Genomic DNA, 14983 nt, shown 5'->3' on the forward strand with positions numbered 1-14983 from the left:
GTGGTTCGAGGCCGGCGGCCGGACGGACTGCCCGGCCACCGTCCCGCGTGTCAGCGGTTTTCCGATGGAGCCATCGTCACGATCGAAACGTGTATCTGCACCGGCTGAGGAGCGAGGTGGCGGCGGATGGCCCCTGCTACGGAACGCGCGACATCCGGCCCGTGGTCCGCTGCCACGCCGATGCGCGCCGTGACGCGCAGGCCGTCGTCGGAAGGTACGACGTCGATGTGCGGCACCGGCTCCTTCGCCACCGCTGCCAGCACCTGGCGGAGCGGACGCGCCGGGTAGGTGGCGCTGACGCCGTCGACGGCGAGGACTGCTTCCTGCAGCTGTGCCGCCAGGCCGGCGGGAACCTGCGTGCGTCTCGGCTGGGGGACCAGGGCTTCAGTCATGGCTTCTCCTGGGGAAGAGTCTGTTCCACCGGTCCCGGCCCCAGGTTGTCCGCCTGCGGGGGCTCCAGGACATCGGTGATGGTGATGTCGATCGAGGTGATGTTGAGTTCGGTCTGTACTGCCAGTTCGCGGGCGAGCTGCCGGCGCAGGCTGCTGGCGCGTTCCTCCAGCGGATGCCCGAAGACGATGGCCAAGTGGACCTCCACGGTGACCTCGGCTCCCGGCGTGGTGACGTCCCCGTGGAGCCGGCACCGGCCCGCCATAGTGCCAGGGAGGGTGTCCGCGATGGAACGGATTAGGGCGGAGACTGTGCCCTCGGTCTGGGACAGGGTGTCGTCCGGGTGGCCGCCGCGCAGGGGGATGCTCCTGCCCGGACGGAGCTCCAGGGCCAGGTTGTCCAGGATCTTCTGCATCCAGCCGTCGGTTCCTTTACCGGCGTCGGCAACATCGGCGTCGAGCAGTTCCTGGCCCAGGTCAGACAGCCGCCGCAGCGAGGCCAGGCCCGCCTGGCACTCGGGGCAGGTGTCCAGGTGGGCCGGATCCCGCAGCTCGCCGGTGTCCAGGTAGTTGCTGAGTTCCGCGAGGTCGTGCCCGCAGTCGAACGTGCCGTTCGGGGTGCTCATCGCCATTCCTCCATTGTGCTCGCCAGGGCAATCCGTGCGCGTGCCAGCCTGCCGCGGACGCTGTCGGTGCTGATGTTCAGCGTCCGGGCAATGTCCTCATAGCTCTGGCCGTTGAACTCCTTGAGCACCCAACATCGGCGCTGTTCCTCCGGGAGCCGGGACAGGGCCGCCTTCAGCGCCTCCACCCGGGACCCGTCCACCGCCGCGGCTTCGGGGTCCGGCCACGAGCCTTGGCCGGAAGAACTGCGGCTGTCCCTGGTGGTGTCCAGGGCGTCCAGTCCGGCATCGTAGCGGCGCCTGCGCAGGTGGTCGATGCTGCGGCTGCCCGTGATCCGCATCAGCCAGCCCTTGACGGCCGCCGGCTCCCGGAGCGAGTCCAGCTGGTTCCAGGCCTGGATCAGCGCGTCCTGGACAATGTCATCGGCATCAGCCGTGGAACCCGTCAGCCGCCGGGCACTGGCCCGCATCAGCGGACCGTGGCGCCGGGCGAGGGCCTCGAACGCCGCTGTGTCGCCGTCGGCTGCCCGGGCGGCCAGCAGCGCGTCCGGCACAAGGTCCAGTTGGTGCGGAGCCGCGGGAGATCCACTCACTTCTTCTGCTTTCATGAGGCGTCGTCGTTGGACGGATTAGTGGGGGCGGGGTTCGCGAACGTATGGGTTACCGGCCGCGGGGAAGGCAACGTGTGCGTGCCCTCGCCGCGGCCGTCCCCGTCAGTCCTTGCTGAAGCCGTCCTTCAACTTCCGGGCGGCGTCCTTGATGTTGCCGCCGATGTCCGCGGCAGCGTCCTTGACCTTTTCCCCGGCGTCCTTGAGCTTGGCCTCGGCCTGGTCCCGCTGGCCCTCCCGCTCCAGGCCCTCGTTGCCGGTGAGCTTGCCCGTGGCCTCCTTGGCGGCGCCCACGTGGTTGGTCACTGCGTTGTTTGCCTTGTCATCGATTCCCATGGTCATTTCCTTTCGTCCGTCACCGCGGATGCGGCGTTTTTCTTGGTGGAGTACAGCTGGCGGAGCAAAGCTGGTGGTCCGGAAAACAGGTCCGGAACGGCGGGGAGGCTACTGCACCCTGCCCCGCCGTGCCGTTGTGGTCCGGGCGCCGCTGGTGATTCGGACCAGGACCGGGATCTGATCGCCCAGCCAGGCATCAATTCCTGCCACCAGTTCTTCGGCCGTCCCGGCAAGATCGCGGGGGGAGGCGCCCTGGCGGGCCTGGAGCCGCAGCTGGAGGCCTGTTGTGCGGGGCAGTTCCCACGCGGAGACTGCCGTGGACAGCACCAGGCGGTTGTCCGCTGTGGCGTTCCTGACCGCAGCGGAGACCAGCCCCACGTCGATCACGGTGGTGCCGCGGCCGCCGTCGTCCTCCTGCGCCAGGCGCCTGGTCCGGCCGCCGCCCTGCGCCGCGATCCATGCGACGCACAGCGCGGCTGCCAAGAGCAGGCCGCCCACCCAGGCCACCACCCACCAGCTGCGGACGGGTCCGGGCAGGGGTGCGGTGCCCAGCAGGTCCGAAGCCTGGCCCAGCAGCGCGGACGCCGTGGCAGCCCACGCTTCCGCCACCGCGGGCAGGATCCCGGCCGCCGCCACCACGGCACCCACAGCGGCAACGAGCAGTCCCAGGAAGATCAGCAGGGTCCGGTTGAGGGCGCGGTTGGTTCTCCTCATTGCCCCACCGCCCCTCCGCTGGCCACGCGCACCGCTGGGGTGATGCGCCTGGCCAGCCCGTACTGTGCCAGTTCGCTGCTGGCAGCGGCGGTGAGGGCGGCGGCGTCCAGGGCAAGGCCCGACGTCGGACGCACCTGGACGCGTGCGGAGCGTCCGGCCACGGTGGTGGTCACCTGGCCCGGAGCGACTCCGGCGCTGACCTGCACGGCGCGGGAGACGGCGGAGGCAATCACGTCGTCGTCCACCACCACCGCGCAGCGGTCACTGGCCAGGGCCCGGCGGGACCGGCGTCCGGCTGCTGCCCCGGCAAGAACAAGGAGCACGCCGATCAGGGCGATGCCTGTCCCTGCGGCAGCCAGCCAGGCCGGGATGGTGGCGGCAGGGAGGCCTGCCAGCCAGCGTCCCATCTGCTCGGGTGAGGCCAGAAGCGCGGGAACGCCGGCCAGCATCAGGACGGATTCCAGGGCCAGCCAGAGGCAGAATGCCAAGAGGACCGTTGCGGCCAGGACGGACACTGCTGCCCGGGACGAGTGGGTTTCGCGCCGGACCATGCGCCGGATGAGCCGTTCGTTGTTCAAGCCGGCCTCCTTTCCTGGTGCCGTTGCTGTTTGTGATGACTGCTGTCCACCCGGCTGGGCCGCTGGGGCTGCCCGGCGCCGGCGAGCGTGATGTCCACCGTTCCCATCTGCAGCCCGCTGAGGTCAGCGCCCCGGCGGAGGATGGTGTCCCGCGCCCTCCTCGCCTGCTCGAACAGCGTGCCCGAAGCAGCCGTGACCCCTGCAGCCGTTCCTCCTAAAGCCACCGCGCCCTTTGCGGGGCCGGGGCCGCGGGACAGCAGCGGTGGGAGGGGAAGCTGCACCGAGATGGCGGCCCCCAATGTGCCACCGTCATCCCGGAGATCTGCGTCCACGTTCTTCCCGGGGACGCCGAACGCTTCAGCCGCAACCGTCTCCAGGGTGTGCCGGAGTGCCGCGGGCGAGATCCGGTTGTAGCCCCTGCGCGTCATGGGGAGGAGCGCTTGCCGCGGAGGGCGTCCATCACTGCCCCGACGTCCAGCGTGCCCTGGGCGGCCCGGCCCAGCACTGCACCGGTCCCCATGAAGAGGGCGGTGAGCAGGAATCCGCCGAATCCGAAAGCCAAGGCCGCCAGGGCCAGGACAGCCCCGGCGGCGGTGCCTGTTACTGCGGGGCTCACGCGACCCTCGGCTCCTGGTTGGCGTCTTCCTCGGCATCGTCGGAGGGGACGTGGATGTCGGTGATGGTGATGTTGACTTCGGTCACCTCCATGCCCACAAGATCCTCGATGGCCGTGTACACGGCGTCCCGGGCGCGGTCTGCCACGTCCTGGAGGGGGTGCGGGTATTCGACCACCAGGGTGACGTCAACGGCCACCTGGGTCTGGCCCACCTCAACGCTGACGCCCTGGGTCAGGTCCTTCTGGCCTACTTTTTCGCGCAGCGTGCCCAGTGCACGGGCTGCTCCGCCGCCGAGGGCGTGGACGCCGTCGATCTCCTGGATGGCGATGCCGGCGATCTTCGCCACCACGGCGTCGTCAACGGTGGTGGCGCCGCGTCCGTCCTTGCCCTTGGGCTGGGCGGGTGCGGCCATCGGGGCCGGGGAAGTCTTCATGGCAGCGACATCTGCGGGGGTCTGCGTCTGGGTAGTCAAAGCGATCACTCCTCTTTGTTGAACCTGCGCTGTTGTGCGCCTGTGCAGATAAGACGCAGCGGGGCCGGCAAACCTCACGCAGGAAAGGATGTGAGCTGTGCCACACTTCCAGCAGTGCGTTCGACGGCGGGGATTACGACGGCGGTCGGCGCGCGCTGTGGCGGGGATTGCGACGGCGGTGGGCGGGTGTGCCGGCGCCCCTCACCGCGGGTGCCCCACCCCAACTAGGTAGCGGCAGATGTCGTTTTGAGCGCCCATAACAGCATCTGCTGCTACCTAGTTGGGGGTGCGGGGGTGGTCGGGGCCTTGCGCAATGGGCGGCCACTGTGCCTAGGATCTATTTAGTAACCATGCTTACTATCTCGACATGCCGGGATCGGATGGTGTCCTCCGGGCGCCCGAATGATCCCGGAAACGGGACCGTGGAACACCAATGAAAGGACCAAAGTCATGAAACGACTGTTCTTGTTCTTCCTGCCCACCATCATCAGCAAGGTGCAGAAGGCCCGTAAGGCCAAGCAGCTCCGTGCCGGGCAGCAGGCGCAGCCGCCGCGCAACCGCCGCTAGGTAGATGCGTAGTCCGCCTTCCCCCGTGGAGGGCGGACTAGCTATTTGAGGGGGTGTGCGTGAGGCACCCTCCTTGTAAATGAGAATGATTCGCATGTAATCTTTTGGGTATGTCTTTGACCCTTGTCAGCTCCCTGGATGTCTTCAGCCGCCAGAAGGCCTGTGCGGCACTGGCCGCCGAGCAGCCGGGTGCCCTTGTTGTGTTCCATGACCTTCTTGAAGGCGGCCTGGTGGTCCGGCGCATGTTCCGGGAGGGTGTCCGCCTGGTCCATGGTGAGTCCACCCTTGAGCATCCCTGCCTGAGCTGCGCGGTCCGCCTGGACCTTGTGCCCACGGTAGGTCGGCTGCTGAAGTCGGGCACCAACATCATTGTTGGACTGCCGCCGGCCGTAGCTGCCGAGACGGCCGTGCATGCGCTGCTGCGGGGCCTTGGCGATGCCGTCACCATCGATTCGGTGGTGCTGGCCTGCGCGCCCGATGCCCTGGAGGACCAGATCTGGGACCACCACACCCTGTTTGAATCGGGCTTCACCCCGGTTCCGGAGGATGAACGGACACCCGGAGAATTCCTGATGCGGGAACTGTGCTTCACTGACACCGTGATGCTGGCGGATCCCGCCCTTGTTCCGGTGGAGCCGGAGGCCCGCGTCCGGGGGGTCCAGCTGATCCGCGAGCTGGCACCCCATGCGGTGCTGGCCGAGAGTGATGGCGACGTGTGCACCGGAGTCCACAACCTCGCAGATGCCACCGCACGCACCATGCCCGGTTCGGTGCAGGCAGCCCCCGAACCCTCGGCTCCGTTCGCCACCGTGGTGCACCGGGTGGAACGGCCCCTGCACCCCGAGCGCTTCCGCCATGCGCTGGCCACCCTGGCTGAGGCATGCTGCTGGCTCCGCGGCCGGCTCTGGGTGGCATCGGCGCCGGATTGCCGGATCGCCGTCCAGGGCATTGGCCCGCGGGTCTGGCTGGAGAACACCGGGCCCTGGCAGGCCAGCCGGAAGTCCCTTCCGTTTGTATCAAACATGCCGGGCGCTGGCCTGGAGGAGTGGCATCCCGAGTACGGTGACCGCGGCACCATCGTGGCCTTTACCGGGGACGATCTGGACGCTGCCGAGATCGCCGATTTGCTCAACGCCTGTGAACTGACCGAGGCGGAAATGGCCGCCAGCGAAGACTCGTTCCCGGACCCTTTTGGCCTGAACCAGACCACCGAAACCTCAGAAAGGAGCAGTTCATGAAAGTACGCAACTCACTGCGCGCCCTGAAAAAAATTCCGGGAGCCCAGATTGTCCGCCGCCGCGGCCGGACCTTCGTTATCAACAAGAAGAATCCCCGCATGAAAGCACGCCAGGGCTAAAACGCCATTCCGTGCCCACGCGGAGCACCCGGCCGGCAGCGCCCCTTCAGCTCGGGCGCGGCTGGCCGGGTGCTGCCGTCTGCGGGGCCATTTGTGCCGCGGCGTCCCGGCAGCAGTCGCACGCGTCGGCGCCATCGCCGGCCTTCGTCACGATCAGCAGCCCGGCGGCAGGCGCGTCCGTTCCGGAGGCCGGTGCCGCCGTCGTCGTTCGCTGGCCTGTCCGCGTGGACGCCGGAGGGGCAGGCGCGCAGCAACCCTCGCCTTTCCAGGCATCCAGGCCTTCCTTGACGGCCACTGCCGCAATGACCAGTGCGGCCACGGGATCGGCCCAGGACCAGCCCAGGGTGCTGTTGAGCACCAGGCCCAGCAGCAGGACGCCGGACAGGTACGTGCACAGGAGGGTCTGGCGGGAGTCGGCGACGGCGGACCGTGAGCCGAGCTCGCGGCCCGCCCTGCGCTGGGCAAGGGACAGTAACGGCATCACGGCCAAGCTGACGGCGGCAAGGACGATGCCTACCGTTGAATGCTCCGCCTCTCCGGCACCCAGCAGTGAACGGACAGCCCCTACGGTGACGAAGGCGGCAAGGGCGAAAAAGGCGATCGCGATAAGCCGCAGCGCCTTCTTTTCGCGGGACTTGGGGTCGCGGCCGGAGAACTGCCAGGCGACGGCTGCCGCCGAGGACACCTCAATCACCGAATCCAGGCCGAAGCCGATCAGGGCCGTGGAGGAGGCAATTGTTCCCGCGCTGATGGCCACAACCGCCTCGATGACGTTGTAGGTGATGGTTGCCGCCACCAGGAGGCGGACCCGGCGGGTCAGGACGGCTTCGCGGTTTTCCTTGTTTGCTGCTTGGGCCGGAGCCTGCGGGGCGGCCATCAGCAGCACCCTTCCTCGGCGCTGACGCTGCAGTGCTCCGGATCGACGGCCAGGACCACGCCCAGGAGGTTGGTCAGGGCAAGCCCAAGCCGCGGATCGGCCAGCTCATAGCGCATGCGCCGGCCTTCGGGGACGGCCGCCACCAGCCCGCACCCCCGCAGGCAGGCCAGGTGGTTGGAGAGGCTTTGCCGGCTGACGCCGATCAGCTCGGCCAAATCGCTGGGGTATGACGCCGCATCCCGCAGCGCCAGCAGGATCCGGGCGCGGGTGGGATCGGACAGGGCGTACCCGAAGCGGGCCAGCACAGAGGAATGGGTGAGCGTCTCCATGGTCTTTATGGTACATCTCTGGATGTATTCATGGAGAAGTGTATCGACCACCAGGAAGCAGGAGATGCACATCCAGGCCGGGCCCTAACCACCAGGGAAAGATCATCCCGAAGACACCTGCAGCCAACCTTGCGCCAGCTATTGCGGTCCGACGTCGCGGGGTTGCCAAGTGGCTATGGAGGCAGCGAAGTCCCCTGGCATGCCCACAGCGGCCGGGCTTAGATCTTCAACCTTCCATAGGGCGGCGGCGGGAGGCCCGCTGAGCCCTGCGGGGGTTGAACCAGACACATCAATCGCGGAAGGTTCTTGTGCCAGGCCCGTCCCGAGGGCTTTCAGGACCGCTTCCTTGCGGACCCACAGGCGGGTCTGGAACCTGGCCTTCAGCGCGGGGGGCACTTCCTGCAGCTGGCCGCGCTCATTCGCGGTCATCACAAGCGACGGGAATCCGTCAAAGTCCGCCGCGGACCCGTTCTCAATATCCACCCCGATACCGGCGGGGCGTTCGTCCAGGCTGGCGGCCAGCAGGCACCAGTTCCCGGACCTGCTGAGGCTGGCGCGGAGGCGGCCTGCACGGGAAGGGACTTGGTATTGAGGAATCCCGTGGCCGGCGCGGTTGCTGCAGGTGGGACAAAAGTAGTCCGCTGTGAGCGACCCGGGGCTGTCTCCCGTCAGTGCGCTGATGTGGAGGCGCAGCGCTATCCGGCCGGCTGTGAAGGTGTCCCGCAGAGCGCTGGAGCGGAAGGTCGTGGCCCTGGCCAGTTCCGCCTCGTCCAAGAGGTGCGCCAGGCCCAGGTCCACGTCGGACAACCGTACGGCTGCCAGCGAGGGGCCCTGAAGAGAAGTCACGGGAGCGGGGGGAGTGCTGACTGGTAGAGCCAGGGGGACAGGACGGCGCGGGCGTCGAAACCGGGGAGCTCGACGCATGCCTGGTTGGCCGTCTCCACGAAATCAGCTGTGCTGACGCCGCCAAAGCGGTACCGGTGCGTCCACGTCCTCAGGAGTCCGAAGAACAGCGCATCACCGGTGGCACGCCGCAGGGCATGGAGGGCCAGGGCGCCGCGCTTGTACACCCGGTCATCGAACATCAGCTCCGGTGAGGGGTCGCCCACCAGCAGGTCCTGCGCCTGGGATGAGAGGAGTTGCCAGGCGCCCTGGGCCCGTTGCTGAGCGGTGGCGTTCCCGGAGGCCTCGGACCAGATCCACTCGGCGTAGCAGGCGAATCCCTCGTGCAGCCAGATATCAGCCCAGGCCGTGGCGGTCAGGGAGTTTCCAAACCACTGATGGGCCAGCTCATGGGCAACGAGCCGCTGGTCCTCCCACTGCTGGGTGAGATGGTTGGGGCCGAACACGGACAGCGACTGGGCTTCCAGGGGGATCTCGAGGGCATCATCCGCCACCACCACGGTGTAACCGGCAAACGGGTACGGGCCAAAGCAGGTCTCGAAGGCCTCCATCATCTGCCCCTGCCGGGCGAGGGCGGCAGTGGCGGTGGCCATAAGCGCCCGGGGTGCCGCAACGAACTGCGGGACGGCGCGGCGGCCGCCGTCGTCCGCGGTGCCCGCCCGGTGCGCCGGGAAAGAGGGCTGGATGGCCAGTGGAAGAAGCTCGTAGCGGCCTATCTGCACCGTGGCCAGATAGGTGGCCATGGGTTCGGACTGTTCAAAGACCCAGGTTTCACGGCTGGCCTTGGCATGGCGCGAGACCAGCACACCGTTGCAGACCACCCTGTAGTTGGCCTCCGTGGTGATGGTGTATCCGAAGCTGGCCTTCTGGCTGGGGTGGTCGTTGCAGGGGAACCAGGACGGCGCGCCGGTGGGCTGTCCGGCCACAAGCACCCCGTCGGTGAGCTCTTCCCAGCCCACTTCTCCCCAGTTGCCGCGCAGCGGACCGGGGGAGCCCTCGTACCGGATGTCCAGGCTGAAGTCGCTGCCGGCGGACACCGGGCGGGCGGGGAAGATGAAGAGCTGGTGTCCGCGCTGGCTGAATCTCTGGACGCGCTGCCCGTCCAGCTGGATTTTCAGCACCCGCAGCCCGGCCAGGTTCAGGGTTATGGTGGCCAGCTCAACGTGGGAGTGTGCTGTGATGGCGGCGTGGCCGGAGAGCCTGTTGGTGGACACGCGGTAGTCGAGGTACAGCTCGTAGCGGGACACCCCGTAGTCCGCGGATCCGTGCCCCGGCGTGTAGGGATCCGGCAGCGGGCGGCAAGGTGCTGCCGTCCGCGAACCGCCTGGTAGGTGCTCCTGGTGTGCGGTCACTGTGGCTGGGCCTCTCGGGCGGGAACGGCGGCGGCCGGGGATGTCCATGGGCTGACCGGATTCCCGATCCAGTAGCTGGCCGCCGGAACGGTCTCGCCACGCATCACAAGGGATGCCGGCCCCACTGTACCGCCGGCACCAATCCGGGCTGCAGGCAGGATGACTCCGTGCGGGCCCATGGTTGCCCCGGCTTCAAGCGTAACGGTGTCGATGCTCATCACCCTGTCGTGGAAGAGGTGGGTCTGGATGACGCAGCCGCGGTTCACGGTGGAGTTCTCACCCAGCGTGACCAGGTCCGCCTCGGGCAGCCAGTAGCTTTCGCACCACGCGCCGGAGCCGATCTTGGCCCCGAGGCCGCGCAGCCACCAGACCAGGGCAGGCGTGCCCGCGGCAGCGCGCGCGAACCAGGGTGCCGTGACCATCTCGATGAACGTATCCACTACCTCGTTGCGCCAGATGAAGGAACTCCACAGGGGGTGCTCCCGCGCTTCGATCTTCCCCACCAGGAGCCACTTGGCCACTACCGAGCTCGCCGCGGCCACAGCCCCGGCCGCCAGCACCACGGGCGCCCCGAGCAGGGCCGCGGCGGCGTACCCGGCGGTGCCGGCTATCCAGTCCAGGACCGCAAGGAGGGCGACGGCGATAGCTGCGGTGAGGATGACCGGCACAGCGCGGCACAGTTCCCAGCAGCTGCGGTAGATCTTCAGCCTCAGGGGAGGGTCATAGGTCAGGCTCTGGTCAGCCTCCATCCGCGCGCGGCGCAGGCGCACCGGCGGGCTGCCCAGCCAGGACGTTCCCGATTTCGCTTTCGCCGGCGTCGCGGACAGCACAGCCACCAGCGAGTTCTTGGGCACGCTGCGGCCCGCCCCGGTCATGCCCGAATTCCCCAGGAATGCCCGTTTTCCGATCTTCGCCGGAGCGATCCTCATCCACCCGCCGCCGAGCTCGTAGGACGCGATCATGGTGTCGTCGGCCAGGAACGCGCCGTCGCCCACGGTGGTCATGGAGGGCAGCAGGAGCACGGTGGACGCCTCAACGTTGCGGCCCACCTTGGCCCCCAGGAGCCGCAGCCAGACCGGTGTAAACAGGCTTGCGTAGAGGGGAAAGAGCAGGTCCCGGGCCATGTCCAGGACACGTTCGGTGGCCCAGACCCGCCAGCCGGTGAAGCTGCGCACGCGGTAGTGGCCTTCGCGGAGGCCCAGGCCAAGCAGACGGACGACGGCGGCCGTCAGGATCATGTTGGACAGGAACCAGACGACGGCGGCAGCAGGGACAGCCCACAGCAGCACCGGCCACGAGGAGACCAGGGTGTCCTGGCCGCGGACGGCGGCGATCACCGGGAGGGCGCCGAGCGCGGCGGAGGCGAAGGGGATGAGCGCCAGCGCCGCCGCGGCAAGCGCATAGGCACCAAACGCGAGCACCGACTTCAGCCCGGACGGCGGCCGGGCGGGCCAGTCCCGCTGTGCCTTGCCGAGGCGCTGGGCCGGCGAGCCGGCGAACCGCTGGTTCGCCTTGACCTTGCCCAGGACGGCCGAGCCCGGGGCAACTTCCGCCCCGGCACCGATGCGCGCACCGGGCATCAGGGTGCTCCGCGAACCGACCGTTGCCCCGGGGCCCACCCGGACATGCCCAATGTGGACCAGGTCGCCGTCGATCCACCAGCCCGAAAGGTCCACCTCGGGTTCGATGGAGCAGCCCGTCCCCAGGCTCAGCATGCCGGTCACGGGCGGGACGGAGTGCAGGTCAACATCCTTGCCGACTTTGGCGCCCAGTGCCCGGGCGTAGTACGGAACCCAGGGGGCGCCGGCCAGGCTGACCGCCCCCGAGAGGTCCGCGATCTGCTCGGCCAGCCACAACCTCAGGTGTACCTTCCCCGACCGCGGATAACTGCCGGGAACCACGCCGCGGAGCAGCAGGCGGGCCGCGGCCACCGAGATGGCCATCCGGCCCAGCGGATTCACGAACACCAGCCAGGACACCAGCACCCACCACCAGGACACGGTGGGAGCATTGTTCAGGACACCCCACGCGGCAAGGATGTTGTTGATGGCCATCAGGTACGTCAGCCAGCGCATTGCCACCAGCACGTGCAGCGGCAGCCCGGCCAGGATCTGGAAGACCTGCGATTTCCGGGCGGTGGGCCGCACCGAACGTTCCATGTGCTCGGAAGCCGCCATGCCGCCGTCGGGCGATGAAAGCCGGGTGAGCTCAATCAGTGCGCCAAGCCGCGGGCGGGCGTAGACGTCTGCCACGGTGATGGTTGGGTAGCGCACCCGGAGGGCGGAGACCAGGCGGGCGGCCGCCAGGCTGCTGCCGCCGTAGGCAAAGAAATCGGCGTCCAGGCTGTCCGGTGGCGTCCCCAGGACGGCCGCCCACTGTTCAACGATCCACGCTGACTGGGGGTCCAGGTCCAGTGCCGCGGTTTCCGTTGCAGACGCTTGCGCCAGCGGCCACGGCAACGCATGGCGGTCCACCTTGCCGCTGGTCTTCACAGGGAGGCTTTCGACGACGGCGAGCAGCGGAACGAGCGCCGCGGGGAGTTGGGCGGCCAGCAGGCGCCGTGACTCGTCCAGATCCGGGGATGTCCCCACCGCCGGCGCCAGGTACCCCACGAGGATCTGGTTTCCAGCAGCGGTGGTCTGGACCGCCGCCGCCGCGCCCTGAATGCCGGGCAGGGACTGCAGCGCGGCGTCGATTTCGCCCAGTTCGATCCGGCGCCCACCGAGTTTCACCTGCTCATCGGCCCGGCCCACAAACACCAGGCCTTCAGCCTCGTACCGGACAAGGTCACCGCTGCGGTACGCACGGTCCCATCCCAGCGTGTCCATGGGGGCATACTTTTCGGCGTCCTTGGCCGGGTCCAGGTAGCGGGCCAGGCCAACACCGCCGATGATCAGTTCCCCGGTCTGCCCTTCGTCCACTGGGACGCCGGCAGAGTCCACCACAGCGAGGTCCCACCCGTCCAGCGGCAGCCCGATGCGGACCGGACCGGATCCGTCCATCCGTGCCGCGCAGGCCACAACGGTGGCCTCGGTGGGCCCGTAGGTGTTCCAGACCTCGCGTTCGTCCACGGCAAGCCGGGCCGCCAGTTCGGGCGGGCAGGCCTCGCCGCCGAAGATCAGGAGCCTCACCGCGTCCAGTGACTCGGCCGGCCACAGGCCGGCAAGGGTGGGAACGGTGGAGACCACGGTGATCCCGTTCGTGATCAGCCACGGGCCCAGATCCATCCCGGTCCGCACCAGGGACCGCGGGGCGGGCACCAGGCAGGCGCCGTTCCGCCAGGCCAGCCACATCTCCTCGCAGGACGCGTCGAAGGCCACCGACAGCCCCGCCAGGACGCGGTCCGAGGAGTTCACGGGGTTGTCCGGAAGGAACAGCCTCGCTTCGGCGTCAACGAAGGCCGCGGCTGACCGGTGGGTCACCGCCACGCCCTTGGGTTTGCCCGTGGAGCCGGAGGTGAAGATGACCCAGGCGTCATCCTCGACCCCGGGTTGCCGGGGCGCCGGGAAGGGACCCTTCCTGCCGGCAACGGTGATGATCTCACCGGCGCGGAGGACCGCCGCCACCCCGGCTTCTTCGAAGACCAGGGCCGCCCGCTCTTCGGGGTCGTCGGCGTCGACCGGAACGTAGGCTGCCCCCACCAGCAGTGTGGCGAGGATGGCTACGTACAGTTCGTTGGTTCCCGACGGGATGCGGATCCCCACTTTGTCGCCGGCCCCAATCCCGTTACGGTGCAGGCGCAGGGCGTACGCCTTGGCCGCGGCGTGGAGGTCCGCGTAGCTGAGGGAGGTCCTGCCGTCGTCGAGGGCCGAAGCGTCAGGGAACTGCCGGGCCGTTTCCTCAAAAACCTGGACCAGGGTGCGCGGCGGTGCAGCCTTCCCGGCGCCGGCCAACTGGGGCAGGTATGCTGCCTGCTTCCCGGCCGGTTCAGTCAGATCAGAAACATTCACCGGCTGAAGTTACTCTGCGGGAGTGAACGGATGGTGAACAGCTGCGGCAGCCGTGAAGCGGGATGATCAGCCTGGCCGATGGCCGGTCTCCCTGTGCAGCCGGTTCCAGGCGCTCCGTTCCACCAGGATCGGCAGGTAGCTGCGGATGCGGGCGTGGCCCAAGGTGCCGAATTCGGCGGCCACGATGTCCTCGATGTAGTCCCTGGGGGTCTCCGGATAGCTTGCAGCAAGCCGATCAACCACGCGCAGTACAAGGGGTTCCTCTGGGTCCTGGTCCATCCGACAAATTCTGGGGGTGGCATTGCCGGGCGTCAAGCATGCTTGAATTCGGTATGGCTTATGAAGGGCCGCTGATTCTCGGGGCCCCGTGGCCGGTTCCGCCGAGGCTTGTCTACTCAGCTGCAGAGCTGGCTGCTGCGCTGGACGTCCACCTTGTCTGCGCCTATGTTGATCCGTCCAGTGTCCTCACCGAGTGGGAGCCTCAACGGATACGTACAGCGCTCTCGCTCGACCCCGTTGTCAATGAAGAAGCGCTCTACCCTGCCAAGGAAGTACGTTCACGCATCGCGGGCCTCCTTGGCCCGGACGGAACAGCATGGTCCTTCCGGGAACTGCACGGCGACGTCAGCACCGCACTGGCGCGGCTGGCCGACAGCGCCGGCGCCTGCATGGTCATGGTGGGCAACGGCCGGCCCGGCGTTCTCGCCAAAATCGGCAGGAGCATGGAGGGTGCGGTGGCGGACAGGCTCACCCGGATACAGAACAGGCCGGTCGTCCTTGTCCGCGAATACTGAGCGTTTTCACCGCCAGGCAAGGGGACGAAATGTTTCCACTTTTAATCTCCGGTCCCGGCCGGTCAGCCTTACACTGGCCACAACTACAAGGAGCCGGGGGGCGCTTAGTGGAAGAACAGCACGTCTGCCTGGTCATTGAAGATGACCCTGACGTTTGCGGACTGATTACCGCCGTTTTGAGCCGCGCCGGGTTCAAGGTGCTGGCCGTCGGAACGGGGGCCGAGGGCAAAGCAGCAGCCGCCGCAGCGGGTTCCAGGCTGGCCCTGATTACCCTTGACCTGGGCCTGCCGGACATCGATGGACGGGACCTTAGCCTTGAACTGCGGAAGCTGACCCCGGCACCGCTGCTGTTCCTTACGGCCAGGGCAGAAGACGACGACGTTCTTGCCGGGCTCTCGGCCGGAGCCGCCGCCTATCTTACGAAGCCCTTCCTTCCCAGCACCTTGAGGGAAACGGCTCTGGAACTCTGCCGCCTGCAGCCCGGCGCCCGTCTCTGAGCGCCGGGTACGGCGGCTGC

General features: G+C 68.2%; 19 protein-coding genes. 4 read left to right on the forward strand and 15 right to left on the reverse strand.

Annotated elements, in window-relative coordinates:
- Positions 1–50: 50 nt before the first annotated feature.
- From WHH00_RS03565 to WHH00_RS03605, 9 genes are all read right to left on the reverse strand, one after another.
- A complete protein-coding gene (locus WHH00_RS03565) occupies positions 51–392 on the reverse strand; it encodes a hypothetical protein (RefSeq protein ID WP_406636587.1) in 342 nt (113 codons plus the stop codon).
- Positions 389–1015, reverse strand: a complete 627-nt coding sequence (locus WHH00_RS03570) for an anti-sigma factor family protein (RefSeq protein ID WP_406636589.1) — start codon at positions 1013–1015, stop codon at positions 389–391. The genes WHH00_RS03565 and WHH00_RS03570 overlap by 4 nt, the downstream gene beginning before the upstream one ends.
- Positions 1012–1605 carry an RNA polymerase sigma factor gene (locus WHH00_RS03575; RefSeq protein ID WP_406636591.1) on the reverse strand — a complete coding sequence of 198 codons (594 nt, stop codon included), beginning with the start codon at positions 1603–1605 and terminating at the stop codon, positions 1012–1014. Before WHH00_RS03575 ends, WHH00_RS03570 begins: the two co-directional genes overlap by 4 nt.
- 120 nt (positions 1606–1725) lie before the next feature.
- Positions 1726–1956, reverse strand: coding sequence for a CsbD family protein (locus WHH00_RS03580; RefSeq protein ID WP_406636593.1), 231 nt, complete (start codon positions 1954–1956; stop codon positions 1726–1728).
- A gap of 108 nt (positions 1957–2064) precedes the next feature.
- Entirely contained in the window at positions 2065–2670 is a 606-nt protein-coding gene (locus tag WHH00_RS03585) for a hypothetical protein (protein WP_406636595.1), read from the reverse strand.
- Positions 2667–3248 carry a hypothetical protein gene (locus WHH00_RS03590; RefSeq protein ID WP_406636597.1) on the reverse strand — a complete coding sequence of 194 codons (582 nt, stop codon included), beginning with the start codon at positions 3246–3248 and terminating at the stop codon, positions 2667–2669. The genes WHH00_RS03585 and WHH00_RS03590 overlap by 4 nt, the downstream gene beginning before the upstream one ends.
- Positions 3245–3676 (reverse strand): hypothetical protein, encoded by a 432-nt coding sequence (locus tag WHH00_RS03595; protein WP_406636599.1) that lies wholly within the window; start codon positions 3674–3676, stop codon positions 3245–3247. The genes WHH00_RS03590 and WHH00_RS03595 overlap by 4 nt, the downstream gene beginning before the upstream one ends.
- Positions 3673–3864 carry a hypothetical protein gene (locus tag WHH00_RS03600; RefSeq protein WP_406636601.1) on the reverse strand — a complete coding sequence of 64 codons (192 nt, stop codon included), beginning with the start codon at positions 3862–3864 and terminating at the stop codon, positions 3673–3675. The genes WHH00_RS03595 and WHH00_RS03600 overlap by 4 nt, the downstream gene beginning before the upstream one ends.
- Complete coding sequence (locus tag WHH00_RS03605) at positions 3861–4337, reverse strand: Asp23/Gls24 family envelope stress response protein (protein WP_406636603.1); 477 nt, start codon at positions 4335–4337, stop codon at positions 3861–3863. The genes WHH00_RS03600 and WHH00_RS03605 overlap by 4 nt, the downstream gene beginning before the upstream one ends.
- Before the next feature lie 677 nt (positions 4338–5014).
- Between WHH00_RS03605 and WHH00_RS03610 the strand changes: the two genes are divergently transcribed.
- Both WHH00_RS03610 and ykgO read left to right on the forward strand, forming a co-directional pair.
- On the forward strand, positions 5015–6142 hold the full coding sequence (locus WHH00_RS03610) for a GTP-binding protein (protein WP_406636605.1): 1128 nt from the start codon (positions 5015–5017) through the stop codon (positions 6140–6142).
- Positions 6139–6261 carry a type B 50S ribosomal protein L36 gene (ykgO, locus tag WHH00_RS03615; RefSeq protein ID WP_011693081.1) on the forward strand — a complete coding sequence of 41 codons (123 nt, stop codon included), beginning with the start codon at positions 6139–6141 and terminating at the stop codon, positions 6259–6261. The genes WHH00_RS03610 and ykgO overlap by 4 nt, the downstream gene beginning before the upstream one ends.
- Positions 6262–6307: 46 nt before the next feature.
- Here the strand turns inward: ykgO and WHH00_RS03620 are convergent, their stop codons facing one another.
- From WHH00_RS03620 to WHH00_RS03645, 6 genes are all read right to left on the reverse strand, one after another.
- On the reverse strand, positions 6308–7138 hold the full coding sequence (locus tag WHH00_RS03620) for a cation transporter (RefSeq protein ID WP_406636608.1): 831 nt from the start codon (positions 7136–7138) through the stop codon (positions 6308–6310).
- On the reverse strand, positions 7138–7467 hold the full coding sequence (locus tag WHH00_RS03625) for a metalloregulator ArsR/SmtB family transcription factor (protein WP_350002699.1): 330 nt from the start codon (positions 7465–7467) through the stop codon (positions 7138–7140). The genes WHH00_RS03620 and WHH00_RS03625 overlap by 1 nt, the downstream gene beginning before the upstream one ends.
- Positions 7468–7605: 138 nt before the next feature.
- Positions 7606–8313, reverse strand: a complete 708-nt coding sequence (locus tag WHH00_RS03630; RefSeq protein WP_406636610.1) for a 4'-phosphopantetheinyl transferase family protein — start codon at positions 8311–8313, stop codon at positions 7606–7608.
- On the reverse strand, positions 8310–9722 hold the full coding sequence (locus WHH00_RS03635; RefSeq protein WP_406636612.1) for a M1 family metallopeptidase: 1413 nt from the start codon (positions 9720–9722) through the stop codon (positions 8310–8312). The genes WHH00_RS03630 and WHH00_RS03635 overlap by 4 nt, the downstream gene beginning before the upstream one ends.
- Positions 9719–13672, reverse strand: a complete 3954-nt coding sequence (locus WHH00_RS03640; RefSeq protein WP_406636614.1) for a Pls/PosA family non-ribosomal peptide synthetase — start codon at positions 13670–13672, stop codon at positions 9719–9721. The genes WHH00_RS03635 and WHH00_RS03640 overlap by 4 nt, the downstream gene beginning before the upstream one ends.
- Before the next feature lie 66 nt (positions 13673–13738).
- On the reverse strand, positions 13739–13951 hold the full coding sequence (locus WHH00_RS03645) for a three-helix bundle dimerization domain-containing protein (protein WP_406636616.1): 213 nt from the start codon (positions 13949–13951) through the stop codon (positions 13739–13741).
- A gap of 38 nt (positions 13952–13989) precedes the next feature.
- Between WHH00_RS03645 and WHH00_RS03650 the strand changes: the two genes are divergently transcribed.
- Positions 13990–14466 (forward strand): universal stress protein, encoded by a 477-nt coding sequence (locus WHH00_RS03650; RefSeq protein WP_406636618.1) that lies wholly within the window; start codon positions 13990–13992, stop codon positions 14464–14466.
- A 107-nt stretch (positions 14467–14573) separates the two neighbouring features.
- Positions 14574–14963, forward strand: coding sequence for a response regulator transcription factor (locus tag WHH00_RS03655; RefSeq protein WP_406636620.1), 390 nt, complete (start codon positions 14574–14576; stop codon positions 14961–14963).
- Positions 14964–14983: the final 20 nt, after the last annotated feature.

The organism is Pseudarthrobacter quantipunctorum (assembly GCF_045291495.1).
In the GTDB taxonomy this organism is placed as follows: Bacteria; Actinomycetota; Actinomycetes; order Actinomycetales; family Micrococcaceae; genus Arthrobacter; species Arthrobacter quantipunctorum.